The organism is Streptomyces sp. Tu 3180 (assembly GCF_009852415.1).
Classification (GTDB): domain Bacteria; phylum Actinomycetota; class Actinomycetes; order Streptomycetales; family Streptomycetaceae; genus Streptomyces.
Map to the genome: position 1 here is coordinate 1420435 of NZ_WOXS01000002.1, position 15360 is coordinate 1435794.

The window sequence follows — 15360 nt, forward strand, 5'->3', positions numbered from 1 at the left end:
ACGTGGTCCTTCCTGTCTCGTGACGGTCCGGCGGCCTTCCCCGGGGCCTACGACGCGAACAGACGCACCGGCCGTGCCGCGTGCGCCTCCGCGTCGGTCTCGAGCAGCGGCGCCGACGCCGCGGGCAGCGCGTCGCTCCCCTCGTCGGCCGCCCCGCGCGCCGCCTCGACCGCCCGGCCGGCCACCCGGTCCAGCTCCGGCGCCAGCCGGGCCAGGACGCGCGTCGCGTCGAAGGGGTCGAGACCCAGCAGCCGCACCGTCGCCGTCGCCGGTCCGCTCACGCTCTCGTACGCCGCGCAGTACGCCGCGTCGGCCGGTCCCAGCCCGGCCGCCCGCGCCGTCAGGCCCAGGACCACCGGGTGGTGCGCTCCCTTGGGGAACCTCCCCGCCAGCGCGTCCAGTTCGGCCGACGGCCAGGTCGCGCGCGCCGCCCGCATCAGCTGCCGGCCCAGTCTGCGCGCGGCCGACCGGAGCGCGGGCGAGGGGGTTCGGGCGTCGGCCGCCTCGTCCAGGACCACGGGGTCGACGCCCAGCGCGGCCGCCGCCGCGAGCGCCGCCGACACCCGTCCCGCCGTGTGGAGGCGCCCCCGGCAGAAGTCCTCCAGCGTGTCCGCCCCGGTGATCCGCCCGGCGCCGACCGCCGCCTCCGCGCCGCCGGAGTGCGCGTGCCCCCCGGCGGGGAAGCGTCCGTCGGCCAGGACGAGGAGTGCGGCCCTCGGTGTCGTGGAGGCCATCAGAAGAGGAAGTACCGCTGGGCCATGGGCAGTTCCGGGGCCGGAACCGCCTCGACCAGCTCCCCGTCGATGCGCACCGCGAAGCTGTCGGGGTCGACCCGGACGTCGGGCCGGGCGTCGTTCTCGCGCATGTCCGCCTTGGTCACCCCGCGCGTGGAGTCGATCGCCGCGAACCGCTTGCCCAGCCCCAGTCTCTCCGGCAGCGCGTCCTCGATCGCCGCCCGTGCGACGAAGTTCAGCGAGTTGGCGGCCGGCGCCCGGCCGATCGCCCCGTACATCGGGCGCGGGAGGACCGGCTGCGGCGTCGGGATGGAGGCGTTGGCGTCGCCCATCTGGGCGTAGGCGATCTGCCCGCCCTTGAGGACGAGGTGGGGCTTGACCCCGAAGAACGCCGGTTCCCACAGCACCAGATCGGCCAGCTTGCCGCTCTCGACGGAGCCGATCTCGCGGGCGAGGCCCTGGGCGAGGGCCGGGTTGATCGTGTATTTGGCGACATAGCGACGCACCCGGCGGTTGTCCGCGCGCCCGTCGCCCGGGAGGGCGCCGCGCCGCCGCTTCATGGCGTGGGCCGTCTGCCAGGTCCGCATGATCACCTCGCCGACCCGCCCCATGGCCTGGGAGTCCGAGGAGATGATCGAGATGGCGCCCAGGTCGTGCAGGACGTCCTCCGCGCCGATGGTGGACGGCCGGATCCGGGACTCGGCGAAGGCCAGGTCCTCCGGCACCGCGGGGTTCAGGTGGTGGCACACCATCAGCATGTCGAGGTGCTCCTCGACGGTGTTGACGGTGAACGGCCGGGTCGGATTGGTCGAACTGGGCAGGACGTGCGGCTCGGAGACCACCGTCATGATGTCCGGGGCGTGTCCGCCGCCCGCGCCCTCGGTGTGGTACGCGTGGATGCCGCGCCCGGCGATCGCGGCGAGCGTGTCGCCCACGAAACCGGCCTCGTTGAGGGTGTCGGTGTGGATGGCGACCTGGACGCCGGTCCGATCGGCGACGGTCAGCGCGGCGTCGATGACGGCCGGGGTCGACCCCCAGTCCTCGTGCAGCTTCAGCCCGACCGCGCCGCCCCGGATCTGCGAGAGCATCGCCTCGTGGGAGACCGTGTTGCCCTTGCCGAGCAGGCCGATGTTCAGCGGGTGGGCCTCCATCGCCTCCAGCATCCGGGCGAGGTGCCAGGGGCCCGGGGTGACGGTGGTCGCCTTGGAGCCCTCGGCGGGTCCGGTGCCGCCGCCGACCAGGGTGGTGACGCCGGAGGCCAGCGCCTCGTCGGCGATCCGCGGGCAGATGAAGTGGACGTGCGCGTCGACGGCACCGGCGGTGAGGATCCGTCCGTTGCCGGCGATGACCTCGGTCTCGGGGCCGATGACCAGGTCCGGGTGGACGCCGTCCATGGTGTCGGGGTTGCCGGCCTTGCCGATGCCGGTGATCCGGCCGTCGCGGATGCCGACGTCGGCCTTGACGACGCCCCAGTGGTCCACCACGACCGCACCGGTGACGACCGTGTCCGGGGCGCCCTGCGCGCGGGTGGCACGGGCCTGCCCCATGGACTCGCGGATGACCTTGCCGCCGCCGAACACGGCCTCGTCCCCGGCGAGTCCGGGACCGCCCGAGCGGTCCTCCTCGATCTCGACCAGCAGGTCGGTGTCGGCGAGCCGGATGCGGTCGCCGGTCGTCGGGCCGAACAGGTCGGCGTAGGCCGCGCGGGAGATCTCAGGCATCGAGGGCGCCCCCGGTCTCCCCGCGCAGCCCGGGCACGACACGGGCTCCGGCGAGCGGGACGAGTTCCACCTCGACCGGGATGCCGGGTTCGAAGCGCACGGCGGTCCCGGCGGCGACGTTCAGCCGCTTGCCGCGCGCCGCCGCGCGGTCGAACTCCAGGCCCGGGTTGGTCTCGGCGAAGTGGTAGTGGGAACCGACCTGCACGGGCCGGTCGGCGGCGTTGAGGACGGTCAGCCGGGTGACCTCGCGGCCCGCGTTGCAGGCGACCGGGTCGTCGGCGAACAGGATCTCTCCGGGAATCACGGCGGCCGCTCCCCGTCAGACGATCGGGTCGTGGACGGTGACGAGCTTGGTGCCGTCCGGGAAGGTGGCCTCCACCTGGACGTCGTGGATCATCTCGGGGACGCCCTCCATGACGTCGTCCCGGGTGAGCACCCGGCGCCCCGACGCCATGAGCTCGGCGACCGTACGGCCGTCCCGGGCGCCCTCGAGGAGGTGCGAGGTGAGGAGGGCGACCGCCTCGGGGTGGTTCAGCCGCAGCCCCCGGGCGCGGCGCCGGGCCGCCACGTCGGCCGCGACGTGGATCAGCAGCCTCTCCTGCTCGTGCGGGGTCAGGTGCACGGCGTCCCACCTCACAGTCCTCGTTCCGGGCCGTGCGGGGCCCGGCTGCCGCGGCCACGGGGCAGGGTCCCGGTGGCGTGGACCGGCAGGCTAGTCGGGCGGCGTTTCGGGGACGTTAACCGCGCCGTGGTCCGGTGTCAGGTGTCCGCGGTGGTGCGGCCCATGGCCATCAGCGCCCGCAGGCCCTCGCCCAGGGCCCGCTCGGAGAGTCCGCCGAAGAGGGCCATCTGGGCCGCGAAGCCCTGCACGAACGCGATCATCGCCCGGGCCACGGCGTCGGTGTCGGCGTCGGCGGGCATCAGGCCGGTGTCCTTGTAGCTCTCGACGACCTTCCCCCAGGCGGTGCGGACGTCGCGGTATCCGTCGCCCAGCACGGCCGCCAGCTCGGGGCTGCGCGCGGTCTCCGTCCACACCTGGATCATCAGCCGCGGGAACATCCACTCGCCGCCGTCCAGGGTGGCCGGCCGCTGCTCCCTCATCCGGGCCAGGGAGCGCGGGATGAGCACGTCGGGGGTGGGCGGCGGGCTCTCCTGCGCGGCCTGCTCGAGGATGCCGCGCACCGTGCCGAGCACCTCGGTCACGATCGCGGCGATCAGCTCCTCCTTGCCGCTGAAGTACCGGTAGACGGCGCCGGCGGAGAGGTCCACCTCCTTGAGCACGTCCTGCATCGAGGTGGCGTGGAAGCCGTTGCGGGCGAAGCAGGAGGCGGCGCCGTCGAGGATCTGGCGGCGGCGGGCGTCGAGGTGTTCCTGGGATACGCGGGCCATGCGGTCAACCTAAAACGAACATTCCTTCTTGACAAGGAGCGCCGGGAGCGGGACGGTGGTGACGAATCCAAAACGAACGATCCTTCTTTTTTGGCGGCCGCCGGGGACCCGGGCGTCCGCCGCAGAAGCGCTCGACCTCCGGGAAGCCCTCCGAGGAGTCTCCATGTCCACTCCCCCCGCCGCCTCCGCGCTCCCTCCGGCACCCTCCGTGCCGCCGCACCGGCGCGTCGCGGCCGTGATCGTGCTCGTCCCCGTCCTGGTGGCGCTGGCGCTCTGGGCCTTCGCCTGGCCCGCGGCCCGTACGGCCCCCCGCGACCTGCCGCTCGGCGTGGCCGGCCCCGCCACCGCGACCGCACCGGTGGAGCAGCGGCTGGAGGACCGCGAGGGCGCCTTCGACCTCCACCGCTACGCCGACGAGCCCGCCGCCCGGAAGGCCGTGGAGGACCGCGAGGTGTACGGCGCGGTCGTCGTCACCGAACGGGGCCCGAAGCTGCTCACCGCCTCCGCCGCGAGCCCGTCCGTGGCGCAGGCGCTGCAGCAGGCGGTGGCGGATCCGGCGTCCGCCGGCGGCGCCCGGGTCACGACCGAGGACGTCGTGCCCGCGGCCGCGGGCGATCCGCGCGGGGCGGCCGTGAACGCGAGCGTGCTGCCGCTCGCCCTGGCCGGCATCGGGGCCGGCGCCGCGGTGACCCTGCTGGGGCTGCGCGGTGTGCGCGCGGTGGTCGCGCTGGTGGGGTCGGCCGCCCTGGTCGGCGCGGTGGCCGCGGCGCTGGCGCAGAGCTGGCTGGAGCTCGTCCCGGGGAACTGGTGGGCCGTGGCCGGGACGTTCGGACTGGCCGCGCTGGCCGTGGGCGCGGCGGTCGCGGGACTGGCGGCGCTGTTCGGGCAGGCCGGCATCGGGCTCGGCACCCTCCTGGTCATGCTGCTCGGCAACCCCTTCTCCGGGGCCTCCTCGGCGCCGGAGATGCTGCCGGAGCCGGCCGGGGCGATCGGCCAGTGGCTGCCGCCGGGCGCGGGCGTGTCGCTGCTGCGCTCGGTGTCCTTCTTCGACGGCGCGGCCGGCACCGGTCCCGCCCTGACGCTGACCTGGTGGGCGGCGCTGGGCCTGGGCGCCGTGCTGCTCGCCGGCCCGTTGCGGCAGCGGACGGGGAACGCGGAGTCCGCACCCGGGCGGAGCCCGGTCGCCGTCGGCTGACCGGCCGCGAGGAGACGACAGGAGCGTGCGCCCCCGCCGTGGCGGGGGCGCACGCTCCTGCTCGTCCGAGGGGGCCCGCCCCGAGGGCTTGCGAGGGGGGCCTACGAGGTGGCCGTCCCCCGGTGCTCCGCGGCGATGCCGAACCGCTGCTGTTCGCGGGAGGCGGACGCGGCCCCGCGGACGCCGGCGACCGTGCTGATCACCTGCTCCTGCGCGGGCTCCTGAGGCTCCCGGAGCTCTTCGAGCCGTCGCAGGTCATCGGCGGACACGAGGGCGACGAGGGGTTTTCCGTGCCGGGTCACGACGACGCGTTCACCGCCGTACACCACCCGGTTGATCAGGTCGGCGAGCTCAGCCCTGGCTTGCGTCACCGGAATCTCGTAGGCCATGCGTCCATCATAACGTCATGTACGTCCTGTACATTTTTTACAGAGGCCGCAGCCAGCGACGCGCGTGCCGGAAACGGCCGCGCCCTGCCACAGGAGGGGTTCGCATGACCCGACCGACCGCCCGCCAGGCCCTGCCCGGGTTCACCGAACACACGGTGCACGGGCACCGGACGACGGATCCGTACGCGAAGCTGCTCCAGGAGCGGATCGTCCTCCTCGGGACCCGGATCGACGAGAACTCCGCGAACGACGTGGCGGCCCAGCTCCTGTACCTGGAGCACCGGGCGCCGGACCGGGACATCTCGCTCTACGTCAACTCCCCCGGCGGCCCGTTCCACGCCATGTCGGCGATCTACGACACGCTGCGCCACGTCACCTGCGACGTGGAGACGGTCTGCCTCGGCCGGGCCGAGGGGACCGCCGCGCTGCTGCTGGCCGCCGGCACCCCGGGCAAGCGGCTCGTGCTGCCCGGAGCCCGCCTGGTGCTCCGTCAGCCCGCCCTGACCGAGCCGGCCGAGGGCCGGGCCGACGACCTGGCGGTCCGGGCCGAGGAGTTGGCCCGCATCCGGTCCCGGACGGAGGAGCTGCTCGTCCGGCACACGGGCCGCACCGCCGAGCAGGTCCGCTCGGACATCGAGCGGGACAGGGTGCTCGACGCGCGGGAGGCGGTGGACCACGGCCTGGCGGACCGGATCGTGCCCGGCCGCGGGGACGTCCGGACCGCCGCCGGCGCGAGGTGAGCCCCGATGCTGCCACCGGAGCTGCCTCCCCTGCCCGCGCTGACCCGGGCCGAGGCCGAGTTGATCGACCGTTACCTCGAGGTCGTCGACCTGCTCGGCCGCATCAACCCCGCTTCGGACGGTGACACCTACCGCGGGCTGCGCGCCGCGCAGGCACTGGTCGGCAAGGCCGTCGCGCTGCGCGACGCGCTGACCGTGATGCACCGGCGCGGCGAGACCGAACTGCACTCCGCCACGCTGGTCCGGGCACTGCGGGTGCTGGACGGCGAGCGGCGCACGGCCCGGCTCATGCTGCCGCCGGCCCGCGGGAGTTGACGCCCGCACCGGTCCGGACGGCCGCCCTCGCCGGCGGTGTGTCCGGGCCGGGGCCGAAACGGACCAAAAGGCTTACCCCCATCCGGCGTAGGAGAACCTGCTGTTTTCGGGCCGTCGAAGTTGCACAACGCGCGCGTCCCGAGGGCGGAATGGGGCATTCCAATGCTGGTCCGGGGCCCTTTGGCGCTCTTGACAACGGCTCGAACAGGGAGGTGTCCACCCGAACGGGTGAGTGGTGAGTAACAACACAAATCCCCGGTTCCGTTGGGATTTCGGGCCGCCCATGAGTCAAGATCCCTGACTGACGACAAGCCCCCGCCACCGCGGCGGGGCGATCCGGGCGGACGCCGAGTCCTGCCGCCGCCCGGATGACCGGTCGACAGGAGTGGATCGGCAGGAGTGGAGGACCCAAGCACGACGGGTCGCCGGGACCCCGGTTCCGAGCAGCCCTTGGGGTGAAGCCGCACGTGTGCGGCCGGGCAACTTCGCCAGCCCGAATCCGACAGGTCATCCTTCACAGGCGGCTGACGAAGGGTTGCGCATGACTGCGCTCAATCGTGTCCCGTCTCTCGTGGCCCGGGCCGGTACGGCCTCGGCCCTCACCCTGGCCGCCGTGGGCGGTTCGATCGTGGTCCCGGGCGCCGCCTCGGAGGCGGCGGCCGCGAGCACGGCCACCAAGGCTCTGAAGGTCGCCGCGTCGAAGAAGGGCTCACCGTACAAGTGGGGCGCCACCGGGCCGTACCGGTTCGACTGCTCCGGACTCACCCTGTACTCGTTCAAGAAGGCGGGCAAGAAGCTGCCGCGCACCGCCGCCCAGCAGTACAACAAGACGCGCCACATCTCCGCCTCGAACCGCAGGGCCGGCGACCTGGTGTTCTTCCACTCGGGCAGCAACGTCTACCACGTCGGCATCTACGCGGGTAAGGGCAAGATCTGGCACGCCCCGAAGACCGGGGACGTGGTGCGCCTGCAGAAGATCTGGACCCGCAGCGTCTGGTACGGCCGGGTCAACTGATCCGCGGGGCGGCGGCGCCCCGACGCGCCGCCGCCCCGCCGGGCGTGACACGGCCTCGGCGGGGTGCCCGTCACCGGCACGGCCCGGTGTCACCCCCGCACCGCACGCGGCGGGCCCCCGCCGCCGGCCGTGCCCACCGCCGCACTCACCGCCGTGCCGCCCACCGCCCGCGGACGCCCCGGGGCCGGGCGCGCACCCGCGGTGCCGCGTGCCGCGCCGAAGCCGCCTCGGGCCGCTCCGAGCCGCACCGGCACGCCGCCGGCCGCTTCCGCGCGGTGACGGCCCCTACGGCTCCTGCCGGCCCGCCGCCGTGACCGGCTCGGTGACCGGTGCCGTGACCGGGAGGGCCCACGGCAGTTCGACGGAGACCGTCTTGCCCCCCTCACGCGTGGGACGGATCCTGAGCCTCCCCCCGCATTCCGCGGTCAGCCAGCGGATGATGACCAGTCCGCGGCCGTTGTCCTGCTGGACCGCGGCGGGCAGCCGCTTGGGCAGGCGGGGATGGCTGTCGGTGACGCCGACGTGCAACCGCTCGTCGCGGTCGAGGACCACGTCCACCGTGAAGGTGGGTGACTGCCCGCACGTGTGCTCCACGGCGTTGGTGGCGAGTTCGGAGACGATCAGCCGGACGGTGTCGGACACGTCCGCGTCCGCCGGCATGCCCCACTCCGCCAGCATCCCCACCACGTAGGCACGGGCCGCGGAGACCGAGGCGGGATCGCTCGGCAGAGTGACGGATGCTTCCAGGTGGTCTGCCATGGCGACGTCGTCCCTTTCCCACGGGACCGCAGTCCGACACGGAGCGGATGGTTCGAGTACGGTCCCGCACTGGTGCTTCGTCGCCAGACTGCCATCACCACACGGGGCAGGGCGGCGATCCACCAAGATATGCATATATCTGTCGCCCGAAGCGGTGAACTCTGCGACGGAAGACCGTATACGGGCGACCCGGAGGGAGTAGGGAGAGTCCATGCAGTACGGTCCCGCGGTGCGCCGTCGGAAACTGGGCGCCGAACTGCGCACGCTGCGCACCTCGGCGGGGCTCACCAGTGGCGAGGCGGCCCGGCTGGTGGGCTGGCACCAGTCGAAGGTGAGCCGGATCGAGACGGGCACGAGCGGGGTGAAACCGGCCGACGTCCGGTTACTGCTCGACGCCTACGACGTGACCGATCCGCAGCTGCGGGACCTGCTGCTGGTGCTGTCGGGCTCCGGCGACGGCCGGCACCACTGGTGGCACGCCTACCGCGGCGTACTGCCGCCGACCTACCGGGACTTCATCAGCCTGGAGTCCCAGGCGAGCGCGATGCGCACCCTGGAGACCACGGTGGTCCCCGGCCTGCTGCAGACGCCGGAGTACGCGCGGGCGGTGACCCGGGCCGCGCTGGAGGGCGCCTCGGAGGAGCGGCTGGACGCCCTGGTGGAGGTGCGGCTGGCCCGGCAGGACGTGCTGCGGTCCGATCCTCCGCTGGAGTTGAGCGCGGTCCTGGACGAGGCGGTGCTGCGCCGGGAGGTCGGCGGTCCCGGCGTGATGGCCCGTCAGCTGGCGCGGCTGGTCGAGGCGGCCCGGCTGCCCCAGGTGCGGTTGCAGGTCCTGCCGTTCAGCGCCGGGGCGCACATCGGCGTGACCGGTCCTTTCGTAATCTTTTCATTTTCGCGCACTTCTGATCTGGACGTGGTTGTTCTCGACCACTTGACGAGTAGCCTCTACCTGGAGCGGAAAGAAGACCTCCGGGCCTACTCGGAGGCCTTCAACGCCCTTTCGGTCCACGCCCTTTCACCCGAGGACTCGTTGGATTTCATCGCCGGTGCAGCCGCCGGCGCGTAAGGAGGCACGATGCCTGTACCGCCTCGGACCGTTCCCTCCAGCCTCGACCTGCACGGTGTGCGGTGGCTGCGCAGCAGCTACAGCACGGGCGCGAACAACTGCGTCGAGACGGCCCGGCCCGCCTCCGGCCCCCCGGCCGGACTGCTCGCCGTGCGCGACTCCAAGGCCCCGGCCGGGCCCGTGCTGCTCTTCTCCCCCGACAGCTGGGCGAAGTTCCTGACCGCGGTCCGCTGACCCCGCCGGTCAGCCCTTCACCGGGCGACGCACGGCCGTGCCACGCCGACTCATGGCCGCGTTTCGCCGATCACCCGTACAGCGCGTTCGATCTCCGCCCCGGACAGGTCAGCGCGGGCGGTCAGTCTGAGCCGTGAGACGCCGTCGGGCACGGAGGGAGGACGGAAGCAGCCCACGGCCAGGCCGGCCGCACGGCAGTCGGCCGCCCACCGCACGGCCTGCTCCGGGGACGGGGCGCGCACGGAGACGACCGCGGCGTCCGGGCGTACCGCTTCCAGACCCGCGGCCGTCAGGCGTGCGTGGAGTTCGTGCGCCACCGCACGCGCCCGCTCCGCCCGCTCCGGTTCGCGGCGCAGCAACCCCAGGGCCGCCAGGGCCGCGCCCGCCGACGCGGGGGCGAGGCCCGTGTCGAAGATGAACGTCCGGGCCGTGTTGACCAGGTGCTCGATCACCCGTGCGGGACCGAGGACGGCACCGCCCTGGCTGCCGAGCGACTTGGACAGCGTGACCGTCACGACGACGTCGTCGGCGCCCGCGAGCCCCGCCGCGTGCGGGGCGCCGCGGCCGCCGTCGCCGAGCACCCCCAGGCCGTGGGCGTCGTCGACCAGCAGACCCGCGCCGCGCTCCCGGCACGCCTCGGCGTACTCGGCCAGCGGGGCCGCGTCGCCGTCGACCGAGAAGACCGTGTCGGACACGACGACCGCCGTGCCCGCGTGCGTGTGCAGGGCCTTGCGCACCGCCTCCGGATCGGAGTGGGGGACGACCTGGGTGGTGCCCCGGGCCAGCCGGCAGCCGTCGATCAGCGAGGCGTGGTTTCCGGCGTCGGAGACGATCAGCGAACCGTGCGGGGCCAGCGCGGTGACCGCGGCGAGGTTGGCCGCGTACCCGGAGGAGAAGACCAGGGCCGCCTCGAAGCCGCAGAAGTCGGCCAGCTCGCGCTCCAGCGCGGCGTGGAGTTCGGTGGTGCCGGTGACCAGGCGTGAGCCGGTCGCACCGCCGCCCCAGAGCGTCGCGGACCGCGCCGCCCGTCCGACGACCTCCGGGTCGCGGGCCAGGCCCAGGTAGTCGTTGCTCGCGAGGTCGAGGAGCGGCGAGTGGGCGGGGCGGGGACGCAGCGTCCGTACGAGTCCGGCCCGGCGGCGCAGCTCCGCCTGCTCGTCGATCCAGCCGAACGCCATGGGTCCTCCGGGGATTTTGTAGGCAGTGCACAGACACTAGCGGGACGGCCGACGGACCACTGTGTGGCAATACCCACACCTCGAAGCGGCTCTGTTGTACGAACTCTCCTTGGCCCGGGCGGGCCGAGTAGGACAGGATCGGCTCTCATGGACCTGCTGAACACGCTGGTGGACAAGGGGCTTCGGCGCGAGACGCCGACCCGTGAGGAAGCGCTGGCCGTCCTCGCGACGTCCGACGACGACCTGCTCGACGTGGTGGCCGCGGCCGGGAAGGTGCGGCGGCACTGGTTCGGCCGTCGAGTGAAACTCAACTATCTCGTCAACCTCAAGTCCGGCCTGTGCCCGGAGGACTGCTCCTACTGTTCCCAGCGGCTCGGCTCGAAGGCCGGCATCCTCAAGTACACCTGGCTCAAGCCGGACGAGGCGTCGAAGGCGGCCGCCGCCGGACTCGCGGGCGGGGCCAAACGGGTGTGCCTGGTGGCGAGCGGCCGCGGTCCGACCGACCGGGACGTGGACCGGGTCTCCGACACCATCAAGGCGATCAAGGAGCAGAACGAGGGCGTGGAGGTGTGCGCCTGCCTCGGCCTGCTCTCCGACGGCCAGGCGGAACGGCTGCGTGAGGCGGGCGCGGACGCCTACAACCACAACCTCAACACCTCCGAGTCCACCTACGGGGACATCACCACCACGCACACCTACGCCGACCGCGTGGACACCGTGCAGAAGGCGCACGCGGCGGGCCTGTCCGCCTGTTCCGGGCTGATCGCCGGCATGGGCGAGAGCGACGAGGACCTGGTCGACGTGGTCTTCTCGCTGCGCGAGCTGGACCCGGACTCGGTACCGGTCAACTTCCTGATCCCGTTCGAGGGCACGCCGCTCGCCAAGGAGTGGAACCTGACCCCGCAGCGGTGCCTCAGGATCCTGGCGATGGTGCGGTTCGTGTGCCCGGACGTCGAGGTGCGGATCGCGGGCGGCCGCGAGGTGCACCTGCGCACGATGCAGCCGCTCGCGCTCCACCTGGCCAACTCGATCTTCCTCGGCGACTACCTCACCAGTGAGGGCCAGGCGGGCAGGGCCGACCTGGAGATGATCGCCGACGCCGGGTTCGAGGTGGAGGGCACCGACCAGGTGACCCTGCCCGAGCACCGGGCGGGCGGCGGATGCGGCTCGCACCAGGGCGGCGGGTGCGGCTCGCACGAGGACGGCGGGTGCGGCTCGCACGAGGACGGCGGGTGCGGCTCGCACGAGGACGGCGGGGTGTGCGGTTCGGCACCGGAGGGTGCCGGCTCCTGCGCGAGCGCGGACGCGGACGCGGAGACCGTGCGCCGGGCCGGTGAACCGCGTACCGATCTGGTCGCCGTCCGCCGCCGGGGTGCCGGAACGGACCTCGCGCCCAATGCCTGAGCTCTCCGTCACCGACCTGCTGGAGCTCGACCGGCGGCACGTCTGGCATCCGTACGGGCCCATGCCGGGCCGCCGGGACCCGCTCGTCGTGGAGTCGGCGAGCGGGGTGCGGCTGAAGCTCGCCGACGGCTCGGGCGAGCTGGTCGACGGGATGTCGTCCTGGTGGTCGGCGATCCACGGCTACAACCACCCGGTGCTGAACGAGGCCGCGCGCGAGCAGCTCGCGCGGATGAGCCACGTGATGTTCGGCGGGCTCACGCACGAGCCCGCCGTCCGGCTGGCGAAGCTCCTCGTCGACGTGTCGCCCGACGGCCTGGAGCACGTCTTCCTCGCCGACTCGGGGTCGGTGTCGGTCGAGGTCGCGGTCAAGATGTGCCTGCAGTACTGGCGTTCGCTGGGCCGGCCGGAGAAACGGCGGCTGCTGACCTGGCGGGGCGGCTACCACGGCGACACCTGGCAGCCGATGTCCGTGTGCGACCCCGAGGGCGGGATGCACGAGCTGTGGACCGGGGTGCTGCCGCGTCAGGTGTTCGCCGGCGCCCCGCCCGCCCGCTACGAGGAGTCCTACGCCGACCACCTGCGGGAGCTGATCGGGCGGCACGCCGGTGAACTGGCCGCGGTGATCGTGGAGCCGGTGGTGCAGGGCGCGGGCGGGATGCGCTTCCACTCCCCCGCCTACCTGCGGGTGCTGCGCGAGGCGTGCGACGCGCACGACGTGCTGCTGGTGTTCGACGAGATCGCGACCGGGTTCGGGCGCACGGGCGCCCTGTTCGCGGCGGAGCACGCGGCGGTGACCCCGGACGTGATGTGCGTGGGCAAGGCGCTGACCGGCGGTTACCTGACCCTGGCGGCGACGTTGTGCACCGCGCGGGTGGCGAGAGGCATCTCGCGCGGCGAGGTGCCGGTGCTGGCGCACGGGCCGACGTTCATGGGCAACCCGCTGGCGGCGGCGGTGGCCTGCGCCTCCGTCGAACTGCTGCTCGGGCAGGACTGGGCCGCGGAGGTCAAGCGCATCGAGGCGGGCCTGCGCGACGGGCTGGCGCCGGCGGCACGGCTGCCGGGGGTCCGGGACGTGCGGGTGCTGGGCGCCGTCGGTGTCGTCCAGCTCGACCACGCCGTGGACATGGAGGCGGCCACCCGGGCCGCGGTGCGCGAGGGTGTGTGGCTGCGGCCGTTCCGGGACCTGATCTACACCATGCCGCCGTACGTCACGGGCGACGAGGACGTGGCACTGATCGCGCGGGCGGTGCGCGCGGCCGCGGAGGAGGGATGACATGCCGGTACTGGTGATCACGGGCACGGGCACGGAGGTCGGCAAGACGGTGGTGACGGCCGCGGTCGCGGCGACGGCGCTGTCGGCCGGCCGGTCGGTGGCCGTGCTGAAGGCGGCGCAGACGGGCGTGGGGCCCGGCGAGCCCGGGGACGCCGACGAGGTCGCCCGGCTCGCCGGTGCCGTGACGAAGGCCGAACTCGCCCGCTACCCCGATCCGTTGGCGCCGGCCACGGCCGCCCGCCGGGCCGGCCGGGCGCCGGTGCATCCGCACGACGTCGCCGAGCGGGCCGCCAAGCTGGCCACCGAGCACGATCTGGTGCTGGTGGAGGGCGCGGGCGGGCTGCTCGTGCGGTTCGACGCGGCCGGCGGGACGCTGGCGGACGCGGCGGCGCTGCTGGCGGCGCCGGTGCTGGTGGTGGCGTCGGCGGGCCTCGGCACCCTCAACGTCAGCGAGCTGACGGCCCGTGAGGTGCGCGGGCGCGGGCTCGGCCTGGCGGGTCTCGTGATCGGCAGCTGGCCCGCACGGCCCGATCTGGCCTCGCGCTGCAACCTGCTGGATCTGCCGGACGTGACCGGGGCCCCGCTGCTGGGCGCGGTACCGGCCGGGGCGGCGGCCCTGGATCCGGCCGGCTTCCGGACCTCGGCACCGCACTGGCTGGCGCCCCGGCTGGACGGAACGTGGGACGCGGAGGTGTTCCGGGTGCGGGAGGCGCCCTGACGGCGGCGGGGGCGTGCGCGGGAAACGCCCCCCGCGGCAGAGGGATGCGAGCGGCCCCCGCGGGGGAGAATCGCGGTGAGGCCCGCCCCGGGGAGGCCCCGTGCCTCCCCGGGCCCCCGGTCTCTCCCCCATGAGCAGGGAGGTACCCGCCATGTCCGCCGGCTCCGCGAAGGTGACGCGGGATCCCGTGCACCATCCGCTGTTCGCCCGTTGCTACGCACGGATCAGCGTCACCGCCGAGACCCGGGCGGGCATGGCCGAGGTGCGCCGCCGGCTGCTCGGCGGGCTGTCCGGGAGGGTGATCGAGGTGGGCGCGGGCAACGGCCTGAACTTCGCGCACTACCCGGGCACCGTCTCGGAGGTCGTCGCCATCGAACCGGAGCGGACGCTGCGCGGGCTGGCCGTGCAGGCCGCCCTGCGCGCCGAGGTGCCGGTGGACGTGGCACCGGGTGCGGCGGAGGCGCTGCCGGTCAAGAGCGAAGCGTTCGACGCGGCGGTGGTCTCCCTGGTGCTGTGCAGCGTGCGGGACGTGCCGCGGGCGCTCGCGGAGCTGAGGCGGGTGCTGCGGCCGGGCGGCGAGCTGCGGTTCTTCGAGCACGGCCGGGGCGGCGGCCGCCTCATGACCCTCACCCAGCGCGCGCTGGACCGGACCGTGTGGCCGCCGCTGGCCGGCGGGTGCCATCTGGCGCGGGACCCGGTCGGCGCGCTGCGGAAGGCGGGGTTCGAGCTCGGCCCCTACCGGCGGACGCTGATGCCGGAGAACGGACCGAGGCTGCCCACCTCCTACTGCGTCACCGGCACCGCGTGGCGCCCGGTGGCCGACGCGGCGGACGCCGGACGCTGACGTCTCGTCTCACTCGCTCCAGCGGCGCAGCTCGGCCGCGATGTCGTCGACGGTCGCCTCGCCGTCCTTGACCAGCCGGGCCAGATCACGGACCTGCTCCGGCGAGGTGACGACCTTCAGACCGCTGGCGACGAGGTAGGCGTACGCGACGGCGGAGGCGAACAGGGCGTTGGAGCGCTCCAGCGCCGGGACGTGGATCAGCAGCTGGAGGAGGGCGGCGGCGCGGGCGTGCGGGCTGTCGTAGACGGGGACGCCGAATATCTCGGCCCGGTGGCGCGCGACGGCGGCGACGAGGGCGCCCCAGTCGGTGACCTGGGGGTCTCCCGGTGTCTGCTGCTCGGCGAGCATCAGCAGCCAGGCGAGGTCGATGCGCAGGTCCTCCAACG

19 protein-coding genes and 1 riboswitch are annotated in these 15360 nt (G+C 73.9%); of the genes, 10 read left to right on the forward strand and 9 right to left on the reverse strand.

The features are described from left to right. Positions 1-47: 47 nt before the first annotated feature. The 5 genes from GL259_RS07255 to GL259_RS07275 all read right to left on the reverse strand — a co-directional run bounded on the left by GL259_RS07255 (position 48) and on the right by GL259_RS07275 (position 3844). Entirely contained in the window at positions 48-734 is a 687-nt protein-coding gene (locus GL259_RS07255) for an urease accessory UreF family protein (protein ID WP_159530306.1), read from the reverse strand. After that, on the reverse strand, positions 734-2455 hold the full coding sequence (locus tag GL259_RS07260) for an urease subunit alpha (protein WP_159530308.1): 1722 nt from the start codon (positions 2453-2455) through the stop codon (positions 734-736). The genes GL259_RS07255 and GL259_RS07260 overlap by 1 nt, the downstream gene beginning before the upstream one ends. Next, complete coding sequence (locus tag GL259_RS07265; protein ID WP_159530310.1) at positions 2448-2759, reverse strand: urease subunit beta; 312 nt, start codon at positions 2757-2759, stop codon at positions 2448-2450. The genes GL259_RS07260 and GL259_RS07265 overlap by 8 nt, the downstream gene beginning before the upstream one ends. A gap of 15 nt (positions 2760-2774) precedes the next feature. Continuing rightward, on the reverse strand, positions 2775-3077 hold the full coding sequence (locus tag GL259_RS07270; RefSeq protein ID WP_208026448.1) for an urease subunit gamma: 303 nt from the start codon (positions 3075-3077) through the stop codon (positions 2775-2777). Positions 3078-3214: 137 nt separating this feature from the next. Next, positions 3215-3844, reverse strand: a complete 630-nt coding sequence (locus GL259_RS07275) for a TetR/AcrR family transcriptional regulator (RefSeq protein ID WP_159530313.1) — start codon at positions 3842-3844, stop codon at positions 3215-3217. A 163-nt stretch (positions 3845-4007) separates the two neighbouring features. Between GL259_RS07275 and GL259_RS07280 the strand changes: the two genes are divergently transcribed. Beyond that, on the forward strand, positions 4008-5039 hold the full coding sequence (locus tag GL259_RS07280) for an ABC transporter permease (RefSeq protein WP_159530315.1): 1032 nt from the start codon (positions 4008-4010) through the stop codon (positions 5037-5039). Between the two features lie 101 nt (positions 5040-5140). On the opposite strand, the gene GL259_RS07285 is transcribed toward GL259_RS07280, so the two are convergent. Then, entirely contained in the window at positions 5141-5428 is a 288-nt protein-coding gene (locus GL259_RS07285) for a type II toxin-antitoxin system Phd/YefM family antitoxin (protein ID WP_159530317.1), read from the reverse strand. A 104-nt stretch (positions 5429-5532) separates the two neighbouring features. On the opposite strand from GL259_RS07285, the gene GL259_RS07290 reads away from it, so the two are divergent. The 3 genes from GL259_RS07290 (at position 5533) to GL259_RS07300 (ending at position 7498) form a co-directional block, all read left to right on the forward strand. Then, positions 5533-6168 (forward strand): ATP-dependent Clp protease proteolytic subunit, encoded by a 636-nt coding sequence (locus GL259_RS07290; protein ID WP_159530319.1) that lies wholly within the window; start codon positions 5533-5535, stop codon positions 6166-6168. A 6-nt stretch (positions 6169-6174) separates the two neighbouring features. After that, positions 6175-6483, forward strand: coding sequence for a hypothetical protein (locus tag GL259_RS07295; protein WP_159530321.1), 309 nt, complete (start codon positions 6175-6177; stop codon positions 6481-6483). Positions 6484-6818: 335 nt separating this feature from the next. Next, positions 6819-7021, forward strand: a riboswitch (cyclic di-AMP (ydaO/yuaA leader). 3 nt (positions 7022-7024) lie between these two features. Beyond that, a complete protein-coding gene (locus tag GL259_RS07300) occupies positions 7025-7498 on the forward strand; it encodes a C40 family peptidase (protein ID WP_159530323.1) in 474 nt (157 codons plus the stop codon). Between the two features lie 285 nt (positions 7499-7783). On the opposite strand, the gene GL259_RS07305 is transcribed toward GL259_RS07300, so the two are convergent. Beyond that, positions 7784-8257 (reverse strand): ATP-binding protein, encoded by a 474-nt coding sequence (locus tag GL259_RS07305; protein ID WP_159530325.1) that lies wholly within the window; start codon positions 8255-8257, stop codon positions 7784-7786. A gap of 211 nt (positions 8258-8468) precedes the next feature. On the opposite strand from GL259_RS07305, the gene GL259_RS07310 reads away from it, so the two are divergent. Both GL259_RS07310 and GL259_RS07315 read left to right on the forward strand, forming a co-directional pair. Next, positions 8469-9323, forward strand: coding sequence for a helix-turn-helix transcriptional regulator (locus GL259_RS07310; RefSeq protein WP_159530327.1), 855 nt, complete (start codon positions 8469-8471; stop codon positions 9321-9323). 9 nt (positions 9324-9332) lie between these two features. Continuing rightward, entirely contained in the window at positions 9333-9557 is a 225-nt protein-coding gene (locus tag GL259_RS07315) for a DUF397 domain-containing protein (protein WP_159530329.1), read from the forward strand. Positions 9558-9607: 50 nt separating this feature from the next. Here the strand turns inward: GL259_RS07315 and GL259_RS07320 are convergent, their stop codons facing one another. Then, positions 9608-10735, reverse strand: coding sequence for an 8-amino-7-oxononanoate synthase (locus GL259_RS07320; protein ID WP_159530331.1), 1128 nt, complete (start codon positions 10733-10735; stop codon positions 9608-9610). A gap of 147 nt (positions 10736-10882) precedes the next feature. On the opposite strand from GL259_RS07320, the gene bioB reads away from it, so the two are divergent. The 4 genes from bioB to GL259_RS07340 all read left to right on the forward strand — a co-directional run bounded on the left by bioB (position 10883) and on the right by GL259_RS07340 (position 14974). Beyond that, a complete protein-coding gene (gene bioB, locus GL259_RS07325; protein WP_159530333.1) occupies positions 10883-12139 on the forward strand; it encodes a biotin synthase BioB in 1257 nt (418 codons plus the stop codon). After that, the gene (locus GL259_RS07330; protein WP_159530335.1) at positions 12132-13412 is read left to right on the forward strand and encodes an adenosylmethionine--8-amino-7-oxononanoate transaminase; all 1281 of its coding nucleotides are present in this window, start codon (positions 12132-12134) and stop codon (positions 13410-13412) included. The genes bioB and GL259_RS07330 overlap by 8 nt, the downstream gene beginning before the upstream one ends. 1 nt (position 13413) lies before the next feature. Beyond that, complete coding sequence (gene bioD / locus GL259_RS07335; protein ID WP_159530337.1) at positions 13414-14130, forward strand: dethiobiotin synthase; 717 nt, start codon at positions 13414-13416, stop codon at positions 14128-14130. Positions 14131-14281: 151 nt separating this feature from the next. Next, positions 14282-14974, forward strand: a complete 693-nt coding sequence (locus tag GL259_RS07340; RefSeq protein ID WP_159530339.1) for a class I SAM-dependent methyltransferase — start codon at positions 14282-14284, stop codon at positions 14972-14974. A gap of 9 nt (positions 14975-14983) precedes the next feature. Here the strand turns inward: GL259_RS07340 and GL259_RS07345 are convergent, their stop codons facing one another. Continuing rightward, complete coding sequence (locus tag GL259_RS07345; protein WP_159530341.1) at positions 14984-15358, reverse strand: fic family toxin-antitoxin system, toxin component; 375 nt, start codon at positions 15356-15358, stop codon at positions 14984-14986. Positions 15359-15360: the final 2 nt, after the last annotated feature.

Coding starts and splice junctions, on each gene's coding strand:
- GL259_RS07255 (WP_159530306.1), bottom strand. CDS start 734: ATGGCCTCCACGACACCGAGGGCCGCACTCCTCGTCCTGGCCGACGGA.
- GL259_RS07260 (WP_159530308.1), bottom strand. CDS start 2,455: ATGCCTGAGATCTCCCGCGCGGCCTACGCCGACCTGTTCGGCCCGACG.
- GL259_RS07275 (WP_159530313.1), bottom strand. CDS start 3,844: ATGGCCCGCGTATCCCAGGAACACCTCGACGCCCGCCGCCGCCAGATC.
- GL259_RS07280 (WP_159530315.1), top strand. CDS start 4,008: ATGTCCACTCCCCCCGCCGCCTCCGCGCTCCCTCCGGCACCCTCCGTG.
- GL259_RS07285 (WP_159530317.1), bottom strand. CDS start 5,428: ATGGCCTACGAGATTCCGGTGACGCAAGCCAGGGCTGAGCTCGCCGAC.
- GL259_RS07290 (WP_159530319.1), top strand. CDS start 5,533: ATGACCCGACCGACCGCCCGCCAGGCCCTGCCCGGGTTCACCGAACAC.
- GL259_RS07295 (WP_159530321.1), top strand. CDS start 6,175: ATGCTGCCACCGGAGCTGCCTCCCCTGCCCGCGCTGACCCGGGCCGAG.
- GL259_RS07300 (WP_159530323.1), top strand. CDS start 7,025: ATGACTGCGCTCAATCGTGTCCCGTCTCTCGTGGCCCGGGCCGGTACG.
- GL259_RS07305 (WP_159530325.1), bottom strand. CDS start 8,257: ATGGCAGACCACCTGGAAGCATCCGTCACTCTGCCGAGCGATCCCGCC.
- GL259_RS07310 (WP_159530327.1), top strand. CDS start 8,469: ATGCAGTACGGTCCCGCGGTGCGCCGTCGGAAACTGGGCGCCGAACTG.
- GL259_RS07315 (WP_159530329.1), top strand. CDS start 9,333: ATGCCTGTACCGCCTCGGACCGTTCCCTCCAGCCTCGACCTGCACGGT.
- GL259_RS07320 (WP_159530331.1), bottom strand. CDS start 10,735: ATGGCGTTCGGCTGGATCGACGAGCAGGCGGAGCTGCGCCGCCGGGCC.
- bioB (WP_159530333.1), top strand. CDS start 10,883: ATGGACCTGCTGAACACGCTGGTGGACAAGGGGCTTCGGCGCGAGACG.
- GL259_RS07330 (WP_159530335.1), top strand. CDS start 12,132: ATGCCTGAGCTCTCCGTCACCGACCTGCTGGAGCTCGACCGGCGGCAC.
- bioD (WP_159530337.1), top strand. CDS start 13,414: ATGCCGGTACTGGTGATCACGGGCACGGGCACGGAGGTCGGCAAGACG.
- GL259_RS07340 (WP_159530339.1), top strand. CDS start 14,282: ATGTCCGCCGGCTCCGCGAAGGTGACGCGGGATCCCGTGCACCATCCG.